This window comes from Streptomonospora halophila, from assembly GCF_039542725.1.
GTDB lineage: Bacteria > Actinomycetota > Actinomycetes > Streptosporangiales > Streptosporangiaceae > Streptomonospora > Streptomonospora halophila.
Genome location: NZ_BAABIK010000018.1, coordinates 1 through 18,358, shown reverse-complemented (window position 1 = coordinate 18,358; position 18,358 = coordinate 1). Strand labels below are relative to the sequence as shown.

The window sequence follows — 18,358 nt, the reverse complement described above, 5'->3', positions numbered from 1 at the left end:
ACCCATGCGCCTGTCCAGAAGAGTGCTGTTGACCGCTGCCCCCGGCCTCTGCCTCGCCCTCATCGCCACGGGCTGCGGCGGCGGAGGCACAGGCGGCGGCTCCGCGTCCTCCGCCGACCGCTCCGCCGAGATCGAGGCCGCGCTCGAGGAGGGCGGCAAGCTGACCGTGTGGACGTGGAGCACGAAGTTCGACGACGCGGTGGCCGCGTTCGAGGAGGAGTATCCCGGCGTCGACGTCGAGATCGTCAACGCGGGCCAGTCGGCCGACCAGTACACGGCCCTGCAGAACGCGATCAGCTCCGGCGAGAACATCCCCGACGTCGCCATGATCGAGTACTTCGCGCTGCCGGAGCTGGCGCTGTCGGAGCAGCTCGTGAGCATCGACGAATGGGGGCTGGGCGGTCTCGAGGACCGGTTCACCCCGTCCTCGTGGCGCCAGATGACCTACGGCGACGCCACCTACGGCCTGCCCAACAACACCGGGCCGCTGATCATGCTCTACAACACGAGGGTCTTCGAGGAGGCCGGCGTCGAGGAGCCCCCGGCGACCTGGGAGGAGTACGCCGCGGCCGCCGAGAAGATCAAGAAGGAGATGCCGGACTCCCGCATCGCCTCCATCGACCCCGGCGACGCCGGCGGCCTCGACAGCCTCATCTGGCAGGGCGGCGGCCGCCCGTTCCAGCACGAGGGCGAGAGCGTCACCGTGGACTTCACCGGCGAGGACACGCAGAAGGTCAACGACTACTGGAGCGACCTGGTCAGCCGCGACCTGGTCGCCGCCGAGCCCGGCTGGACCGACGAGTGGTGGCGCAGCCTCGGCGACGGCTCACTGGCCACGTGGACCACCGGCGCCTGGGCGCTGGGCAACATCTCCAGCACGCTCACCGACAACGCCGGCGACTTCCGCGTCGCGCCGGCCCCCGTGTGGGACGCCGACGACCCGCAGAACGCCGAGAACGGCGGGTCGGGATTCTCGGTCGTGGAGGGAAGCGACGACACCGCCCTGGCGATGGGCTTTCTGAAGTGGTTCTCCCTCAACGAGGCCTCGGTCGACGCCCAGCTCGACGCCGGATCCTTCCCGGCGCAGTCGGCGCCGCTGGAGGACCCCGAGTGGCTGTCCAAGGAGTTCGAGTACTTCGGCGGCCAGCAGGCCAACAAGGTCCTCGCCGAGGCCTCCGGCCAGGTGTCCGAGGGCTGGCAGTACCTTCCTTACCAGGTCTATGCCAACTCGGTCTTCGGCGACTCCGTCGGCTCGGCAATCAGCGGGGGCGGCTCCGTCCAGGGCGGCGCCGAGAAGTGGGGAGAGCAGCTCCGGTCCTATGGCGAGGACCAGGGTTTCGACGTCCGCTGAACGCACACGACGCGCCGGCTCCGGCCGGCCGGGAAAGGGCGGGAGCCGTGGATACGCCGAGCAGTTCCACTCCGGTCACGCTTGAGGACGTCGCCCGGCGCGCCGGGGTCTCGCCCTCCACGGCCTCTCGCGCCCTGAACGGCAGCTCGCGCAAGGTCCGCGGCGAGTACCAGGTCCGGGTGCACGCCGCGGCCGTCGAGCTGGGCTACATCGCCAACACCGCCGCCCAGGCGGTGGCCCGCGGGCGCAGCGAGCACCTCGCGATGGTGGTCAACGGCATCAACGACGACTACTTCTCCCCTGTCGCCGCGGGCGTGCTCAAGGCCGCCGAGGCGGCCGACCGAATGGTCACCATGATCTCCAGCCGCAACAGCGCGCAGCAGGCCGCCCAGGTGGTGTCCGCGCTGCGCAGCCAGCGGCCCCGAGCGATCATCCTGGCCGGCGGCCGCTCGGTGGCCAGCACCCGGTGGGAGGAGCGGCTCGTCGAGGAGCTCGCCGCGTTCCAGGAGGAGGGCGGCCGCGTGGTCGCCATCAGCGAGGAGGGCATGCCCTTCGACACGGTCTCCCTCGACAACGTGGCGGCCGCCGCCGACCTCGCCGGCGCGATGGCCGGCCTCGGGTACCGCAGGGTGACCATCCTGGGCGGTCCGGCCGACGCGCGCACCGCCCACGACCGCGTGCGGGGGTTCGTCGCGGGCCTGGCCGAGCACGGCGTCGAGGTGCCGCCGTCGGAGGTCCTCCACTGCGGGTTCGACCGCGACGGCGGCTACTCCGCCGCGGGCGAGTGCCTGCGGCGGAGGGTGCCCGCGGAGCTGGTCCTGGCGATCAGCGACACGGTCGCGGTCGGTGCTATAGCGCGCTTCCGCGAGGCGGGCATGTCGCTTCCCGCGGACATGGCGGTGGCGGGCATCGACGACGTGACCGTGCTGCGCGACGTCGCGCCGGCGCTGACCACGGTCCGGCTGCCCTGGCCGGAGGCCGGGCGCGCCGCGCTCGACCTGGCGCTGCGGCCCACCGAGGCGGAGCCCCGCCTGGTGCGCATGACCGGACACGTGGTGCTGCGCGAGAGCACGCCGGGGATCGGCGGGGGGTGACCCACCGGGCGGAGCGCCGGGCGCGGTCGGCGGCGGCGACCGGAAGGGCACCGGTCCCGCCGCCGCGGTGAATCACGCCCGGAATGAATTCGGCGCGGAATTCCCGGGCGCGGCTGCGGGCGGGTTTCGCCCGATCCGCCGTATTTACATCGGATTTTCGGTGTGGCAGCATCGAACGCGTCGGAAAAACGCCTATTCGGATCATCCCCTACTCCTCATCGAAGGAGTGTCCATGCGACCTTTCCGAATTCTCCTCGTATCCGTGCTGCTGGGGCTGGCCGCGCCGCTCGCGGCGGTCGCGCCGGCCCAGGCGGAACCGGTGTCCGTCACCAACGGCACGCAGTTCACCGACACCTCGGGAAACCCGGTGCACGCGCACGGCGGCGGAATCCTCGACGTCGGCGACTATTACTACTGGTTCGGCGAGAACCGCGGCGGCGGCAGCCAATTCACCTATGTCTCCGCCTATCGCTCGACGGACCTGAAGAACTGGGAGTTCCGCAACCACATCCTGACCCGGCAGTCGGATCCCGAGCTGCAGACCGCCAACATCGAGCGCCCCAAGGTCGTCTACAACGCCCGCACCGACCAGTACGTGATGTGGGCGCACAAGGAGAACGGCCACGACTACAGCGAGGCGCGGGCGGCCGTCGCCGTGTCCGACACCGTCGACGGCGACTACCGGTGGCTGGGCAGCTTCCGGCCGCTCGGCCACATGTCCCGCGACATCACGGTGTTCGTCGACGACGACGGCACCGGATACATGATCTCCGCCGCGCGTGACAACTACGACCTGCACATCTACCGGCTCAGCCCGGACTACACCGAGGTCGAGGAGCTGGTGGCCAACCCCTGGCCGGGCGGCCACCGCGAGGCCCCGGCCATGTTCCAGCGCAACGGCGTCTACTACCTCGTCACCTCCGGCGCCACCGGCTGGGACCCCAACCAGCAGCAGTACGCTACCGCGAGCTGCATCGAATGCGAGTGGAGCGGCTGGTCCGACCTCGGCAACGCCACCGGCTACGACTCCCAGACCACGTTCGTGCTCCCCGTCGAGGGCTCCGAGACGACGTCCTACCTCTACATGGGCGACCGCTGGGCGGGCGCCGACGGCGGGACCCCCAACGAGTCCGAGTACGTGTGGCTGCCGCTGGAGTTCCCGGGCCGGCGCACCGTGGCGATGGACTACCACTCCCGCATCAGCATCGACACCGCCACGGGCCGGGTGGACGGGCTCGGCGGCTCCTTCGGCGAGCTGGTCGCACGCCACAGCGGCAAGTGCCTGGACGTGGTCAACGGGTCGGAGTCCGCGGGCGCCGAGCTTGTCCAGTACGCGTGCCACGGCGGAGGCAACCAGCAGTGGTCGATCGAGGACACCGGATCGGGGTACTCGCGGATCACGGCCATGCACAGCGGTCTGTGCCTGGACACCGAGGGCGGGTCGGCGGAGGCCGGGGCCGTCGCGGTCCAGGCCGCGTGCGACGGCTCCGAGAGCCAGCAGTGGTCGGTCGAGGACGCCGGCGGCGGCTACTCCCGGATCGTCGGCCGCGGCAGCGGGCTGTGCCTGGACGTCGGCGACGAGTCGACCGAGGACAGCGCCCGGGTGATCCAGTGGACCTGTACCGGCGGCGCCAACCAGCAGTGGTCGCGCACCTGACCGGGCGCACCCGACCGCGCACGTGCGGCGGCGGGGTGCGGCAGGGCGGAGGGACCGCCTGCCGCACCCCGGACACCGCGCTCAGAGCGCCCCGCCGGCGCCGGTCCCGGCGACATGTCGACTCGCGGACAAAGCGCCGGGTCGCCACGGCGACAAGGCGACCGCGGCGCCTGGTCAGTCCTGCGACCGCTCCTTGGCCACCAGCGTCAGCACGTCGTAGGTGGCCACCGGGTCGCCCTCGGCGTTGTCGACCACGGCGTCCCAGCGGACCTCGCCGTAGTCGGCGTTGGCGCGCGGGGTGATCTGCTTGGCGGTGAGGGTGACGGCGATGGAGTCGCCCGCCTTCACCGGGGTGAGGAAGCGCAGGTTGTCCACCCCGAAGTTCGCCAGCACCGGGCCCGGCGCGGGGTCGACGAACAGGCCCGCGGCAAGGGAGACCACCAGGTAGCCGTGCGCGACGATCCCGCCGAACAGCGGGTTCGCTGCGGCCGCCTCGGGGTCGGTGTGGGCGTAGAAGGTGTCGCCGGTGAGCTCGGCGAAGCGGCCGATGTCCTCCAGGCTGACCGTGCGCCGACCGGAGGCCACGGTGTCGCCGATACACAGCTCGGCCAGGCTCTTGCGGAACGGGTGGACGCCGGCGTCGCGTCGGCGCGCGCCCGGCGTCCAGCGCCCGGTGACCGCGGTGGCCGTGTCAGGGGACGCCTGCACCGCCGTGCGCTGCATGTGGTGCACGACGCTGCGGATACCGCCGAGCTCCTCGCCGCCGCCGGCGCGCCCGGGCCCGCCGTGCACGAGTACGGGCAGCGGTGCGCCGTGGCCGGTGGACTCCCCGGCGTCGTCGCGGTCGAGCACGAGGATCCGGCCGTGCCAGGGCGCCATTCCCGCCACGAGCTCGCGGGCGGCCCCGGGGTCGGCGGTGACCACCGAGGCGACCAGGCTGCCGCGGCCGCGTGCGGCCAGGTCGACCGCGTCCTGCGTCGTCCGGTAGCCGATCACCGTGCTGACCGGACCGAACGCCTCGACCTCATGCGGTTCGGCCGCGCCGCTCCCGGCCCGCAGCAGCAGCGGCGGCACGAACGCGCCCCGCTGCGGATCGGCGCCGACCGGGGAGCAGCGCTCGGGGTCGCCGACGACGGCCTCGGCCGAACCCAGCAGCCGGTGGACCGCCGCGCGCACCTCGGTGCGCCGGTCGAGCGCCACGAGCGGCCCCATGGTGGTCCCCTCCTGTGCCGGATCGCCCACGACGACGGACTCCAGCCGCTCCCCCACGGCGGCGACGACCTCGTCGGCGAGGTGCTCGGGCACGATCGCGCGCCGGATGGCCGTGCACTTCTGGCCGGTCTTGACGGTCATCTCGGTGACGAGCTGGTCGGCGAAGAGCGCGAACTCCGGGTCCTGCGGTGTGACGTCGGGGCCCAGGACCGAGCAGTTGAGCGAGTCGGCCTCGACGCCGAGCCGCACGCCGCCGTGCACGACGGCCGGATGGGCGCGCAGCTTCGCGCCGGTCTCGGCGGAGCCGGTGAAGGCGACCGAGTCCTGAGGCCCGAGGCGGTCGAGCAGGCCGGAGGGAGGTCCCGCGAGCAGCTGGAGCGCGCCCTCGGGCAGCAGCCCCGACTCGACGATGCGCCGCACCACCAGTTCGGTGAGGTAGGCGGTCTGGCTCGCGGGCTTGACGATGCTGGGTACGCCCGCCAGGAAGGCGGGGGCGAACTTCTCCAGCATGCCCCACACCGGGAAGTTGAAGGCGTTGATCTGCACGGCCACGCCCGGCCGGGAGGTGTAGACGTGCTGGCCGACGAAGGTTCCGCCGCGGCCGAGGCGCTCGGCCGCTCCGTCGGGCAGCACCGTGTCGTCGGGCAGCTCGCGGGTGCCCTTGCTCGCATAGCTGAAGAGGGCGCCGATACCGCCGTCGACGTCGAAGGCGTTGTCGCGCCGGGTGGCCCCGGTGCGGTGCGAGAGCGCGTGGAACTCCGCGGTGAGGCCGTTGAGGTGCTTGGCCAGGCTCTTCAGGGCCGCGGCGCGCTCGTGGAAGGTGAGCCCGCGCAGCGCCGGCCCGCCGACGCGGCGGCCGTAGTCGAGCATGCCGGCCACGTCGGGCCCGGTTCGCGACAGGCGGGCGACGGTCTCGCCGGTGGTCGCGTCGGTCAGCGGCATGCCCTCGTCGGGGGCGCGGTACCAGGCGCCCTGAGCGTAGCTCTCCAGTAGTGCGGTCACGGCTGGATACCTCCATTGCGCCCTCGGCCTGCGTGGTGGCAGAATATTACAGACCGAACGGTCAGTAAATGATCCGGGAGGAGCCCATGACGGCACCCGCGGAGGCGGACGAGGAGCGGCTCAACGCCGAGTTCGAGGCGGTCATCGCGCGCCAGGAGCGCATCGAGCCCCGTGACTGGATGCCCGAGGGCTACCGCAAGACCCTCGTCCGCCAGATCGCCCAGCACGCGCACTCCGAGATCATCGGCATGCAGCCCGAAGGGGCGTGGATCTCGCGCGCGCCGTCGCTGCGCCGCAAGGCCATCCTGCTCGCCAAGGTCCAGGACGAGGCCGGGCACGGCCTGTACCTGTACTCCGCGGCCGAGACGCTGGGCGTCGACCGCGCCGAGCTGACCCGCCGGCTGATCTCCGGTGCGCAGAAGTACTCCTCGATCTTCAACTACCCCACACCCGACTACGCCGACGTGGGCACCATCGGCTGGCTCGTCGACGGCGCGGCCATCTGCAACCAGGTACCGCTGTGCCGCAGCTCCTACGGCCCCTACAGCCGGGCGATGATCCGCATCTGCAAGGAGGAGTCCTTCCACCAGCGCCAGGGCTACGAGCTGCTGCTGACGATGATGCGCGGCACCGGTGAGCAGCGGGCCCTGGTGCAGGACTCCGTCGACCGGTGGTGGTGGCCCTCGCTGATGATGTTCGGCCCGCCCGACGCCGACTCCCCCAACACCGCGCAGTCCATGCACTGGGGCATCAAGCGCCACACCAACGACGAGCTGCGCCAGCGCTTCGTCGACATGACGGTTCCGCAGGCCGACGCCCTGGGTGTGCGCCTGCCCGACCCCGATCTCGCCTGGAACCCCGAGCGCGGCCACTACGACTTCGGGCAGCCCGACTGGGCGGAGTTCACCCGCGTCATCAAGGGCGACGGGCCCTGCAACGCCGAGCGGATCGCCCACCGCCGCCGCGCACACGAGGACGGCGCCTGGGTGCGCGAGGCCGCGGCCGCGTTCGCGGCGCGCGGGCCCGCCCGCGCCGGCACCGATGGAGGCGAGGACTGATGGACGCAGCGACCCCCGACGCCGACTGGCCGCTCTACGAGGTGTTCGTGCGCGGCAAGCGCGGCCTCAACCACGTGCACGCCGGATCCCTGCACGCGGCCGACGACGAGATGGCGCTGCGCCGCGCCCGCGACGTCTACACCCGCCGCAACGAGGGGGTGAGCGTGTGGGTGGTGCGCTCCGCGCTCATCACCGCGTCCAGCCCCGACGAGAAGGACCCGATGTTCGCCCCCAGCGGCGACAAGGTCTACCGCCACCCCACCTTCTACGCCGTCCCCGACGACGTGCCGCACATGTGAGGCCGCAGATGACGCACCCGTTCGCCGCCGACGCCGACGAGCAGTCGGTCTACGCGGGCCTGGTCGACGTCGACGGCGACGCCTCCCAGTGGGCGTTCGGCACCGGCTTCGACGACCCGCTGGCCGGCGTCGACACCGCCGTGCCCGCAGACGTCGACCGCGGCGACCTCGCCGCCTACTGCCTGATGCTCGGCGACGACGCGCTCGTGCTGGCGCAGCGGCTGGCCGAGTGGTGCAGCCGCGCGCCCGAGCTGGAGGAGGACGTCGCGCTGGCCAACGTCTCCCTCGACCTGCTGGGCCAGGCGCGGCTGCTGCTGGCCCGCGCCGCCGCGGCCGACCCCGGCGCCGTGCCGCCGCTGCCGCCCGACTCGCCGGTGCCGGCCGAGGACGCGCTCGCCTACTTCCGCGACGCCGGCGGCTTCCGCAACGTCGCGCTGGCGGAGATCCCCAACGGGGACTTCGCGCAGTCGACGCTGCGGCTGCTGCTGTTCTCCGTGTGGCGGCTCGCCCTGCTGGAGCGCCTGCGCGGTTCGGCCGACCCCGTGCTGGCCGCCGTCGCCGGCAAGGGCGTGGCCGAGGTCGCCTACCACCGCGACTACGCCGCCCGGTGGGCGGTGACCCTCGCGCAGGGCACCGCGGAGTCGCGCCGGCGGATCCTGGAGGGCGTCGGCGCGGTCTGGCCGCACGCCGCAGAGCTGTTCGCCGTCCACCCGGTGGAGCGCCGCATGGCCGAGTGCGGCGTCGCCGCCGCACCGGACGCGCTGCTCGCCGACTGCGAACCGGTGCTGGAGGAGGTGCTCGCGGCCGCGGACCTGCCCCGACCCGCCACCGCCGGCCCCGCCCAGGCGCGCGGGCGCGCCGGAAGCCACACCCCGGCGCTGTCCGGGCTCCTCGCCGAGATGCAGTCGCTGGCCCGCGAGCACCCCGGGGGCACCTGGTGAGCGCCGGGGCGGAGGGGGCCGCCGCCCGCACCCGGCACCGGGACGAACGCCATCGGACCGGCGGGTCCGGCCGGGCCGAGCGGGCCGCGGCCGACCGGCGGCGCGCATGGGAGGCGGTGGAGTCGGTCGCCGACCCGGAGCTGCCCATGCTGACGCTGGCCGACCTGGGAGTACTCGGCGAGGTCGAGGCCGACGGCGACGGCGGCGCGGTCGTGTCCGTCACCCCCACCTACTCGGGCTGCCCGGCGATGGGCGCCATCCGCGCCGACCTTGACCGCGCGCTGCGCGCCGCCGGGTTCACCCGCGTCGAGCTGCGTACGGTGCTCCACCCGCCGTGGAGCACGGACCGGATCACCGAGCGGGGCCGCCGCCTGCTCGCCGAGCACGGCGTCTCGCCGCCGGGCCCGGCCCCCGAACGCGACGGGCCCGTACCGCTGTCGCTGGTCCCGCGCCGCCGCGCCCTGCACTGCCCCCGATGCGGCTCCGACTCCGCCGAGCTGACCTCCGAGTTCGGCTCGACGGCCTGCAAGGCCCTCTACCGCTGCACCGCGTGTGCGGAACCCTTCGAGCACATGAAGGAGATCTGAGTGACCGCCACCTCGACCGAGCCGCGGCGGCGTACGGCCCCGGCCTTCCACAGCCTGCGCGTCGCCTCGGTCGAACCGCTGTGCCCGGACGCGGCGGCTGTCACCTTCGAGGTGCCGCCCGAGCTGGCCGCCGACTTCGCCTTCCGCCCCGGCCAGTCCCTGACGCTGCGCCGGCGGGTCGGCGGCCGGGAGCACCGGCGCCACTACTCGATCTGCGCGCCCGCGGGCGGCCCTCTGCGCATCGGCGTGCGCGAGGTCCCCGACGGGCTGTTCTCCTCCTGGCTGGTGCACGAGGTGGCCCCCGGTGACGAGATCGAGGCCGCCGCCCCCTCCGGCTCGTTCTGCGCCGACCCCGCCGAGGGCGGGCGCCACCTGTTCGTGGCCGCCGGGTCGGGCATCACACCGGTGCTGTCGATCGCCGCGTCGGTGCTGCAGGGGCACCCCGGCGCCGAGGCGACCCTGGTCTACGGCAACCGCACCTCGCGCACCGCCATGTTCGCCGAGGAGCTCGCCGACCTGAAGAACCGCTTTCCCGACCGCTTCCAGCTCGTCCACGTGCTCTCCCGCGAGCCCCGCGACGCCGACCTGCTGTCCGGCCGGCTGGAGCCCGACCGGCTGCGGCGGCTGCTGGAGGCGCTGGTTCCGCTGCGCGGCACCGACGACGTGTGGCTGTGCGGCCCCTACGGCATGACCGAGGGTGCGCGCAGCGTCCTGGCGGACGCCGGAATGCCCGCTGAGCGGGTGCACCGGGAGCTGTTCCACGTCGACGCGCCTCCTCCGCCGCCGCGCCGCACCGAGGCGGCGGCCCCGTCGGCGGGCACCCTGACGTTCGTGCTCGACGGGCGCAGCAGCAGCGCGCCGATGCCGGCCGGCGCGAGCGTCCTCGACTCCGCCCAGGCCTCGCGCGCAGACCTCCCCTTCGCCTGCCGCGGCGGCGTGTGCGGCACGTGCCGGGCCAGGGTCACCGCCGGCGAGGTGGAGATGCGGCGCAACTTCGCGCTGGAGGACGCCGAGGTGGCAGAGGGGTTCGTGCTGACCTGCCAGTCGCACCCGACCACCGCCGAGGTCGCGGTCGACTACGACGCCTGAGATGGCGCCGAGGACGCTCGGGCGACGGTGAAGGACGCGGGCCACGACCGCTGCGGCGGGCGTCCGGTCGGCATCTCCCCCGGGTCCCGCACACGCCTTTGAACACTGCGCCGGCAGCGGCGGCGCCCTCGCGGTTGAGCCGCCGGAGCACGCCGGCGGTGGCCCCGGCCCGGGTGGGCCCCGCGCGCGGCGGGCGGACACCCGCGTGTGAACGTTCCGTCACACACGGTGTCGGGCTACCGTGTCGTCGGACGTCTTCCGAGGTCAACGCCTTTCGCTGACGCCTGAGGCCGGTGTCCTGTCGGCGCCAGACCGGTGCCCCGGCGCCGAGGAGCCGGTTCGGGCCCAGGCGAGCCGCGCGACGCAGCCGGGTCGCGCAAGCGCCTTGACGCTTCCGGGAAACGCTCTTTACAGTAATTTTACCTTCGGGTTGAGAGCCGGTCGCAGTAGGAACCGACGCCCTTCGGGGCGGCGTACCGGGGGTGGGGCCGCCGGGTTTCCGAAGCGCCGCAAGGCGCAGAGTTCAGGAGGTCGATGATGGCAGGTCCCCGCGCGGCCGGTCCGCGCAGATCCCGTCCGTTCCTCGCCGCGTGCTCGGCGACGGTCGGTGCCCTGGTGCTGCCGCTCATGGTGGCGGCCGCCCCGACCGCCGCGGCGGCTCCCCGCTGCGACTCCACCGAGGACTGCCTGGAGCAGATGACTCTGGAGGAGAAGGCGGGCCAGATGACGCAGGTGAACCACACCCACGTCATGGACGACAAGGAGGCGATCGCCGAGTACGGCATCGGCTCGCTGCTCTCCGGCGGCGGAGCGGGCCCGGGGGGCGAGCCCGGCGGAACCGCCTCCGAATGGGCCGACATGTACGACGAGTACCAGCGCGCCGCTCTGGAAAGCCGCCTGGGGATCCCGCTGATCTACGGCGTCGACGCGGTGCACGGCCACAGCAACGTCGAAGGCGCCACCGTCTTCCCGCACAACATCGGCATGGGCGCCACGCGCAACCCCTGGCTGGTGCGCCGTGCGCAAAAGGTCACGCGCAAGGAGGTCCTGGCCACCGGCATCGACTGGAACTTCGCACCCGCGGTGAGCGTGCCGCGCGACGACCGCTGGGGCCGCACCTACGAGGGCTTCGGCGAGGTCCCCCACCTCGCGAGCGTCATGGGCTACGCCGCGATCTCGGGGCTGCAGGGCCACGGCCGCGGCGTGGGACCCGACGGCGTCGCGGCCACCGCCAAGCACTACGTCGCCGACGGCGGCACCACGTGGGGCACCGGCGAAGGCGACTACATGATCGACCAGGGCGACGCGCGGATGAGCGAGCGCGAGCTGCGCCGCATCCACCTGCGCCCCTACCGCGCGGCCGTCCGCGCCGACGCGGCCTCGGTGATGGTGTCCTTCAGCAGCTGGAACGGGCTGAAGATGCACCAGCACGAGTACCTCGTCGACGACGTGCTCAAGGGCGAGCTCGGCTTCGACGGCGTGGTGGTCTCCGACTGGGCCGGCGTTCGGCAGGTCGAGGGCGACTCCTACGCCGAGAAGGTGCGCAAGTCGATCAACGCCGGGCTCGACATGATCATGGTCCCCGACGACTACGAGCAGAACATCGAGGCGATCGTCAGCGAGGTGCGCGCCGGCCGCATCAGCGAGAAGCGCATCGACGACGCGGTCCGCCGCATCCTCGACCTCAAATTCGACCAGGAGCTGTTCGACAAGCCGTTCGCCGACCGCAGCCACCTCGACGACGTCGGCTCCGCCAAGCACCGCGCGGTCGCGCGCGAGGCGGTGGCGCAGTCGCAGGTGCTGCTGAAGGACGACGGCGTGCTGCCGCTTTCGCGCAACTCCGGCAAGGACATCGTGGTGGGCGGCAAGACCGCCGACAACCTCGGCTACCAGCTCGGCGGATGGTCGATCAGCTGGCAGGGCAGCGGCGGCGACATCACCGAGGGCACCACCTTCTGGGAGGCGGTGCAGCAGGAGACCGAGGGCACCGACACCGACGTGCGGTTCGTCGGAACCGACACCGGCCAGGACTTCTCCGGCGACATCGGCATCTGGGTCGGCGGCGAGACCCCCTACGCCGAGGGCTTCGGCGACGACGCCGACCTGGCGCTCAGCGAGGCCGACAGCAAGCAGCTCAGCGACATCTGCGCCAAGACCGACGTGTGCATCGCCATGCTGGTCTCGGGCCGCCCGCTGATCATCAACGAGGAGCTCAAGACCGCGGACGCCTTCGTCGCGTCCTGGCTGCCGGGCAGTGAGGGCGCGGGCATGACCGACGTCCTCTTCGGCCACGAGCGCTTCCGCGGACGTCTCCCCGTGACCTGGCCGTCCTCGGTCGACCAGGAGCCCATCAACCGGGGCGACGGCCAGAAGCCCCTCTTCCGCCTGGGCCACGGACTGCGCCGCTGACACCGGCTGCGAACGCGGCCGCGCCGGAGACGCCCGCCGGCGCGGCCGCGCGCATGCGGGGGGACGGGGCGGGCGGCGGGAGCCGGCGCCCGGTCGGGCGGACGCGGCGGCCGCGGGTCGCCGGAAAATCCCTTGCGCCGCCGGTCCGCCGGTGCGAACCTGATCGCCGCGGGCGCGCTGCACCCGCGGCAGACGACCCCGACACCCCGGAGGCGACCTTCCCGATGCGCATGACCGACGGAACCGCGACTGCACAGCTCGTTTCGTCGGCGTACCGCCGGGAGGTCCCGTGTCCCACTCGATCGTCTGCTCCGAACTCTCCTTCGAATGGCCTGACGGCACCGCCGTCTTCTCGGGGCTGAACGCCTCATTCGACAGCGGGCGCACCGGCCTGATCGGGCTGAACGGCTCGGGCAAGTCCACGCTGCTCAAGCTCATCACCGGCCGGCTCGCGCCCGCCTCGGGCGGCATCCGCGTGGACGGCGACATCGGCCACCTCGACCAGCGCCTCACCCTCGACACCGGCCAGACGGTCGCCGAGCTGCTCGGCATCGACCGCATCCGTGCGGCGCTGCGGGCGATCGAGCTTGGCGACGCCGCCGAAGCCAACTTCACCGCCGTCGGCGACGACTGGGACATCGAGGAGCGCGCGGCCGCCGAACTGGAGCGGTTCGGCATCGCTTTGACAGGCGCCGAACCGCTGGACCGCACCGTCGCCTCTCTCTCCGGCGGCGAAGCGGTGCTGACCGCCCTCGCCGGGCTCATCCTGCGCCGCCCCGCGGTGACCCTGCTGGACGAGCCGACCAACAACCTCGACGGCCGGGCGCGCGCACTGCTCTACCAGGCGGTCGAGGCCTGGCGCGGCGTGCTCGTGGTCGTCAGCCACGACCGCGAGCTGCTGGAGCGCGTCGACCGCATCGCCGAGCTGCGCGAGGGCAAAATCCGGGTCTGGGGCGGCAACTACTCGGCCTACACCGAGCAGCTCGCCGCCGAGCAGGAGGCCGCCCAGCGCGCAGTCCGCACCGCCGAGGGCGGCGTCCGCCGCGAGAAGCGCCAGCTCATCGAGGCCCGGACCAAGCTGGACCGCCGGGAGCGCTACGGGCGCAAGATGAACGAGACCAAGCGCGAGCCGAAGGTCGTGATGGGCCAGCGCAAGAGGGACGCCCAGGTCTCGGCGGGCAAGCATCGCATCATGCAGACGGGGAAGGTGGAGGAGGCCGAACAGGCGCTCGCCGAGTCGGAGTCGGCCGTGCGCGACGACGACCGCATCCGCATCCGGCTCCCCGACACCGAGGTCCCCGCCGGCCGCTCCGTGCTGGAGCTGGACGCTCCGCAGGGCCGGATCAGCGTGCGCGGGCCCGAGCGGATCGCGCTGACCGGCGACAACGGCACCGGCAAGACCACGCTGCTGCAGGCCGTCGCCGGTTCGGGCGCCCACCCGGTGGTCGCCGTGGCCCGCGTCGCCGACCGCGTCGGCTACCTGCCCCAGCGCCTGGACCTCCTCGACGACCGGATGAGCGTGCTGGAGAACGTGCGCGCGGCGGCGCCGTCGGCGCCGCCGCAGCGGGTGCGGGCCGACCTGGCACGCTTCCTGATCCGCGGCGACCGGGTGGAGGACCGGGCGGGCGTCCTCTCGGGCGGCGAACGCTTCCGCGTCACGCTGGCCTGCCTCCTGCTGGCCGACCCGCCGCCCCAGCTGCTCCTCCTGGACGAGCCGACCAACAACCTCGACCTGCACAGCGTGGACCGGCTGACCGAGGCGCTGGCGGCCTACCGCGGCGCGCTGATCGTGGCCGGTCACGACACCGCGTTCCTCACCGGGCTCGGCATCACCCGCTGGTGGCGTCTGGAGCGCGGTGCCGCCCCGGTCGAGTCCGGTCCTCCGGCGGCCGCGGGCGGATGACCGCGGCCCCGTTCGCGCCGTGCCGGGCGGGTGGGAGGTCGACGAGTCGACAGAGCGCCGAATCTCCCTGTCGGTGTGTCGGTGTGTCGGTGTGTCGGTGTGTCGGTGTGTCGGTGTCTCGGCAGGAGGTGCCCTCGGGCCGGGCTTCAGCGGTCCGGCCCGCACGGTGCCGCATCCGGCGGCCGCGGAGGTCCGTGATCTTACTTAGACAGTTGAGTTAAGTAAGTCACGTCGCTTATAGTTGCCATGGCGCCACAGGGGGAAGCCGTCCGGCCGGCCGGTACGTCCACACGTTCCGGGTCCTCGACCCGAGACGACGTCCACCTTGGGAAGACCTATGCGAACACGTCTGGCCCTGACCGCCTCGGCGGTCTTCACCCTCCTCTTGTCCTTCATCGTCGCCGTCCACCCGGCCAACGCCGAAGCCGGCTTCCAAATCCAGGACGGCCGCCTCGTCGACGCCAACGGCAACGACTTCGTGATGCGCGGCGTCAACCACCCGCACGCCTGGTACGCGGGCGAAACCGAGTCGTTCGCCGAGATCGGCTCGCTCGGCGCCAACGCGGTCCGCGTCGTCCTCAGCAACGGCGTCCGGTGGACCCGCAACGACGCCGCCGACGTCGCCGACGTGATCAGCGAGTGCAAGGCCAACAAGCTCGTCTGCGTGCTGGAGGTGCACGACACCACCGGCTACGGCGAGGAGAGCGCCGCCTCCTCCCTGGACCAGGCCGTCGACTACTGGATCGACATCCAGAGCGCGCTGGAGGGCCAGGAGGCCTACACGATCCTGAACATCGGCAACGAGCCCTACGGCAACCAGGGCTACGAGCCGTGGGCCTCCGACACCTCCGACGCCGTCAACCGCCTGCGCGACGCCGGCTTCGACCACACGATCATGGTCGACGCGCCCAACTGGGGGCAGGACTGGACCCACACCATGCGCGACGACGCCGCGCAGGTGTTCGAGAGCGACCCGCACCGCAACGTCCTCTTCGACATCCACATGTACGGGGTCTACGAGCAGGCGTCGACGATCCAGGACTACCTGGGCCACTTCGTCGACAGCGGCCTGCCCATCGTCGTCGGCGAGTTCGGCCACGACCACAGCGACGGCAACCCCGACGAGGACGCCATCCTGGCCACCGCCGAGCAGCACGGCCTGGGCTACCTCGGCTGGTCCTACAGCGGCAACGGCGGCGGCGTCGAGTACCTGGACCTGACGAACGACTTCGACCCGAACAGCCTGACGTCCTGGGGCGAGCGGCTGTTCAACGGGGAGAACGGGATCGTCGCCACGGCCGAGACCGCCAGCGTCTACGGACCGACCGGGCCCGACCCGGACCCGACACCCGACCCCACGCCCACCGGCGAGCCCACGCCGGAGCCCGGTGACGGATGCACCGCCGAGTACACGGTGCAGAACGAGTGGTCCGACGGCTTCGTCGCCGGAGTGGACGTCACCGCCCAGGAGGACCTGCAGGGCTGGGAGGTCTCCTGGAGCTACGAAGACGGCCAGACCGTCTCCAGCGCCTGGAACGCCGAGGTCAGCGCCGACGGTTCGCAGGTGACCGCGAGCAACGTGTCCTACAACGGCACTCTCTCCTCCGGGCAGACGGCCTCGTTCGGGCTCCAGGGCACCCACGACGGGACCAACTCCGTGCCCGAGCTCACCTGCTCCGCGGGCTAGAGCCGGCGTAGGGGGCGGATCCCACCGCGTCCGGCGGCGGCCCCCGCTATGGGAGCGCTTCCAAACCAGTGGGAGCCGTCGCCGGGCCCCACCTCAGGGCGCCGCATCCGGCCGTGCCCGTCCGGATGCGGCGCCCTCGGCGCGCGCCCGCGCACGCAGGGGAGGCGTCCTCCCATGCCCAGTCGCCGGCTCGCCGAATCACCGTGTCACCGTGTCGACATGTCCTTATGCGGACATGGCGCCCGCCCCGCCCCGCTCTCGACCGGGTCTAGCCTGGTTCGCCATGACAAGCAGACGAATCCGCTCCTTCGCCGCAGGTGTGCTGATCGCCAACAGCGCTCCGCACCTCGCCACCGCCGTAGCCGGGCGCCGGCACCTCACGCCCCTCGCCGGCCGAGAGTCGGGCCCGGTCGTCAACGGTGTCTGGGCGGGCCTCAACATCGCCGCCGGCGTGCTGCTGCTGCGCCGCAAGCGCTCCGCGGCACCCGCCGCGCGCTGGGACGGCGACCTGGTCGCGTTCGAGGCCGGCTACCTCGGCTTCGCGCTGTGGATGGCGGGTTCGGAGGCGGCGCTACGCACGAACTGGGAGCCGGCGACCGAACTGCAGGAGCGGCGCGGAGGCGGGCACGGCGCATAAGGGCCGGGGCGCCTCGCTGCCCGTGCGCTTGCGGCCGGTTACGCGGGACGTGCATACGAAGCGGACGTGCATGCGAGAAGGAGGCCGCGAGTGCGGCCCCCTCCCTGTGCGTCACGCGTCCCGCGCGCCGGGGGTTCGGGTGCTCAGACTTCCCGGCCGGCCTTGAGAGCGCCGGCCACGCTCACCACGCGCCGGGCCTGGACCTGGGCGGCGGTGCGCGTCACATCGTCGACCGGGCTGTTGCCCTGGGCGTCGACGTGCGAGGTGCCGTAGGGGTTGCCGTCGGCGAACTTGCTCGGGTCGGTGTAGCCGGGGGGCACGATGATCCCGCCGAAGTGGTAGAAGGTGTGCGACAGCGCCAGCAGGGTGGACTCCTGGCCGCCGTGCAGCGTGGCTGTGGACGTGAAGCCGCTGTAGACCTTGTCGGCGAGCAGGCCCTGCTGCCACTGCGGACCGAGCTGATCGATGAACTGCTTGAGCTGCGCGGTGATGTTGCCGTAGCGGGTGGGCGAGCCGAAGACGACCGCGTCGGCCCAGACGACGTCGTCCGAGGTGGCCTCCGCAACGTCCTTGGTGGCCTCGGCATTGGCGGCCCACGCGGGGTTGGTGGCGATCGCCTCGGCCGGCGCCAGCTCGGCCACCTTGCGCAGGCGGACCTCGGCGCCCTCCTTCTCGGCCGTCTCCTGGATCTCACGGGCGATGGTGAAACCGGTGCCGGTGGAGGAGTAGTAGATGATGCTCAGCTTCACGGGCTCGCTCATTGGGTGTCCTTCCGAGAACTGTGTGACAAGATTGCTTTCCTGGAAAGATAATGCATGCGTATCTACTTGGCCAACCCTGCGCCGCCTCTGTGGTGAGAGCCACTCTGGGGGCGAGGGCGTGCGCGTGCCGATCGCGGCGCCGCGCCGCGCGTGGAAGCGCGGTCGGCCGGGCCCGGTACAGTCGCCGTGGGCCACGGGGGACAGCACGCGGGTCCCGCCGTTAATGCCGGCGCAGGAAGTGGCCTACGTCACTCCCCGCCCGAGTTGGCATCAGTCGACCGGACGGCTAGAGTGGGTCGGGTCGCCTGATGGAGCACCGGTTTCCGGTGCGACTGGGCGGCGGTCTCCCTCGGTCGCAGCGAACACCGCACGGTGGGCGTGACCGCATCTCACTCCGGTGCTCCGTAGAGCGCTATCGGCATTCGGCAGGATTCGATCGGATCTTTCCGTTCTGCTGCTGTGCTCGGAAGCGGAACCGTGAACGGGAATGCAGGAATCGCTTGACCCGCCGATTTGGTGGGTTCGCGAAAGCCCTGCTAACGTGGAGACACAACAGAACGCGGATGCGAAATCGCGGCCGCCGGGACACGTTTTCCGGAGGGTGCGGTGGGAAATCCGCCGGGAGATTCCGTCTCTCGGGAAGAGCCTGGGCGGGCCCGCAGGGTTGCGGG

The 18,358-nt window shown here is 72.4% G+C and carries 14 protein-coding genes; 12 read left to right on the top strand and 2 right to left on the bottom strand.

Annotation, left to right across the window (positions count from 1 at the left end; translation table 11 throughout):
* The first annotated feature begins 4 nt into the window (after nt 1-4).
* The 3 genes from ABEA15_RS15920 (at nt 5) to ABEA15_RS15910 (ending at nt 4,102) form a co-directional block, all read left to right on the top strand.
* A complete protein-coding gene (locus ABEA15_RS15920) occupies nt 5-1,351 on the top strand; it encodes an ABC transporter substrate-binding protein (RefSeq protein WP_345557230.1) in 1,347 nt (448 codons plus the stop codon).
* A gap of 47 nt (nt 1,352-1,398) precedes the next feature.
* Nucleotides 1,399-2,445: a LacI family DNA-binding transcriptional regulator gene (locus ABEA15_RS15915; RefSeq protein WP_345557229.1), complete on the top strand. Its 1,047-nt coding sequence runs from the start codon at nt 1,399-1,401 to the stop codon at nt 2,443-2,445.
* A gap of 232 nt (nt 2,446-2,677) precedes the next feature.
* Complete coding sequence (locus tag ABEA15_RS15910) at nt 2,678-4,102, top strand: RICIN domain-containing protein (RefSeq protein WP_345557228.1); 1,425 nt, start codon at nt 2,678-2,680, stop codon at nt 4,100-4,102.
* Between the two features lie 174 nt (nt 4,103-4,276).
* Here the strand turns inward: ABEA15_RS15910 and paaZ are convergent, their stop codons facing one another.
* Nucleotides 4,277-6,316 carry a phenylacetic acid degradation bifunctional protein PaaZ gene (gene paaZ / locus ABEA15_RS15905; protein WP_345557227.1) on the bottom strand — a complete coding sequence of 680 codons (2,040 nt, stop codon included), beginning with the start codon at nt 6,314-6,316 and terminating at the stop codon, nt 4,277-4,279.
* Between the two features lie 86 nt (nt 6,317-6,402).
* On the opposite strand from paaZ, the gene paaA reads away from it, so the two are divergent.
* From paaA to ABEA15_RS15860, 9 genes are all read left to right on the top strand, one after another.
* Nucleotides 6,403-7,374: a 1,2-phenylacetyl-CoA epoxidase subunit PaaA gene (gene paaA, locus ABEA15_RS15900; RefSeq protein ID WP_345557226.1), complete on the top strand. Its 972-nt coding sequence runs from the start codon at nt 6,403-6,405 to the stop codon at nt 7,372-7,374.
* Nucleotides 7,374-7,673 carry a 1,2-phenylacetyl-CoA epoxidase subunit PaaB gene (paaB, locus tag ABEA15_RS15895; RefSeq protein ID WP_344148827.1) on the top strand — a complete coding sequence of 100 codons (300 nt, stop codon included), beginning with the start codon at nt 7,374-7,376 and terminating at the stop codon, nt 7,671-7,673. The genes paaA and paaB overlap by 1 nt, the downstream gene beginning before the upstream one ends.
* Nucleotides 7,674-7,681: 8 nt before the next feature.
* A complete protein-coding gene (paaC, locus tag ABEA15_RS15890) occupies nt 7,682-8,614 on the top strand; it encodes a 1,2-phenylacetyl-CoA epoxidase subunit PaaC (RefSeq protein ID WP_344148824.1) in 933 nt (310 codons plus the stop codon).
* A 116-nt stretch (nt 8,615-8,730) separates the two neighbouring features.
* On the top strand, nt 8,731-9,201 hold the full coding sequence (gene paaD, locus ABEA15_RS15885; RefSeq protein WP_345557312.1) for a 1,2-phenylacetyl-CoA epoxidase subunit PaaD: 471 nt from the start codon (nt 8,731-8,733) through the stop codon (nt 9,199-9,201).
* Nucleotides 9,202-10,290, top strand: coding sequence for a 1,2-phenylacetyl-CoA epoxidase subunit PaaE (gene paaE, locus ABEA15_RS15880; RefSeq protein ID WP_344148818.1), 1,089 nt, complete (start codon nt 9,202-9,204; stop codon nt 10,288-10,290).
* A 537-nt stretch (nt 10,291-10,827) separates the two neighbouring features.
* Entirely contained in the window at nt 10,828-12,699 is a 1,872-nt protein-coding gene (locus ABEA15_RS15875) for a glycoside hydrolase family 3 protein (protein ID WP_345557225.1), read from the top strand.
* 289 nt (nt 12,700-12,988) lie between these two features.
* Nucleotides 12,989-14,602 (top strand): ABC-F family ATP-binding cassette domain-containing protein, encoded by a 1,614-nt coding sequence (locus tag ABEA15_RS15870; RefSeq protein ID WP_345557224.1) that lies wholly within the window; start codon nt 12,989-12,991, stop codon nt 14,600-14,602.
* Between the two features lie 337 nt (nt 14,603-14,939).
* The gene (locus tag ABEA15_RS15865; RefSeq protein ID WP_345557223.1) at nt 14,940-16,289 is read left to right on the top strand and encodes a cellulase family glycosylhydrolase; all 1,350 of its coding nucleotides are present in this window, start codon (nt 14,940-14,942) and stop codon (nt 16,287-16,289) included.
* 283 nt (nt 16,290-16,572) lie between these two features.
* Complete coding sequence (locus tag ABEA15_RS15860; protein ID WP_344148806.1) at nt 16,573-16,926, top strand: hypothetical protein; 354 nt, start codon at nt 16,573-16,575, stop codon at nt 16,924-16,926.
* A 143-nt stretch (nt 16,927-17,069) separates the two neighbouring features.
* Here the strand turns inward: ABEA15_RS15860 and wrbA are convergent, their stop codons facing one another.
* Entirely contained in the window at nt 17,070-17,687 is a 618-nt protein-coding gene (wrbA, locus tag ABEA15_RS15855) for an NAD(P)H:quinone oxidoreductase (protein WP_345557222.1), read from the bottom strand.
* Between the last annotated feature and the right edge of the window lie 671 nt (nt 17,688-18,358).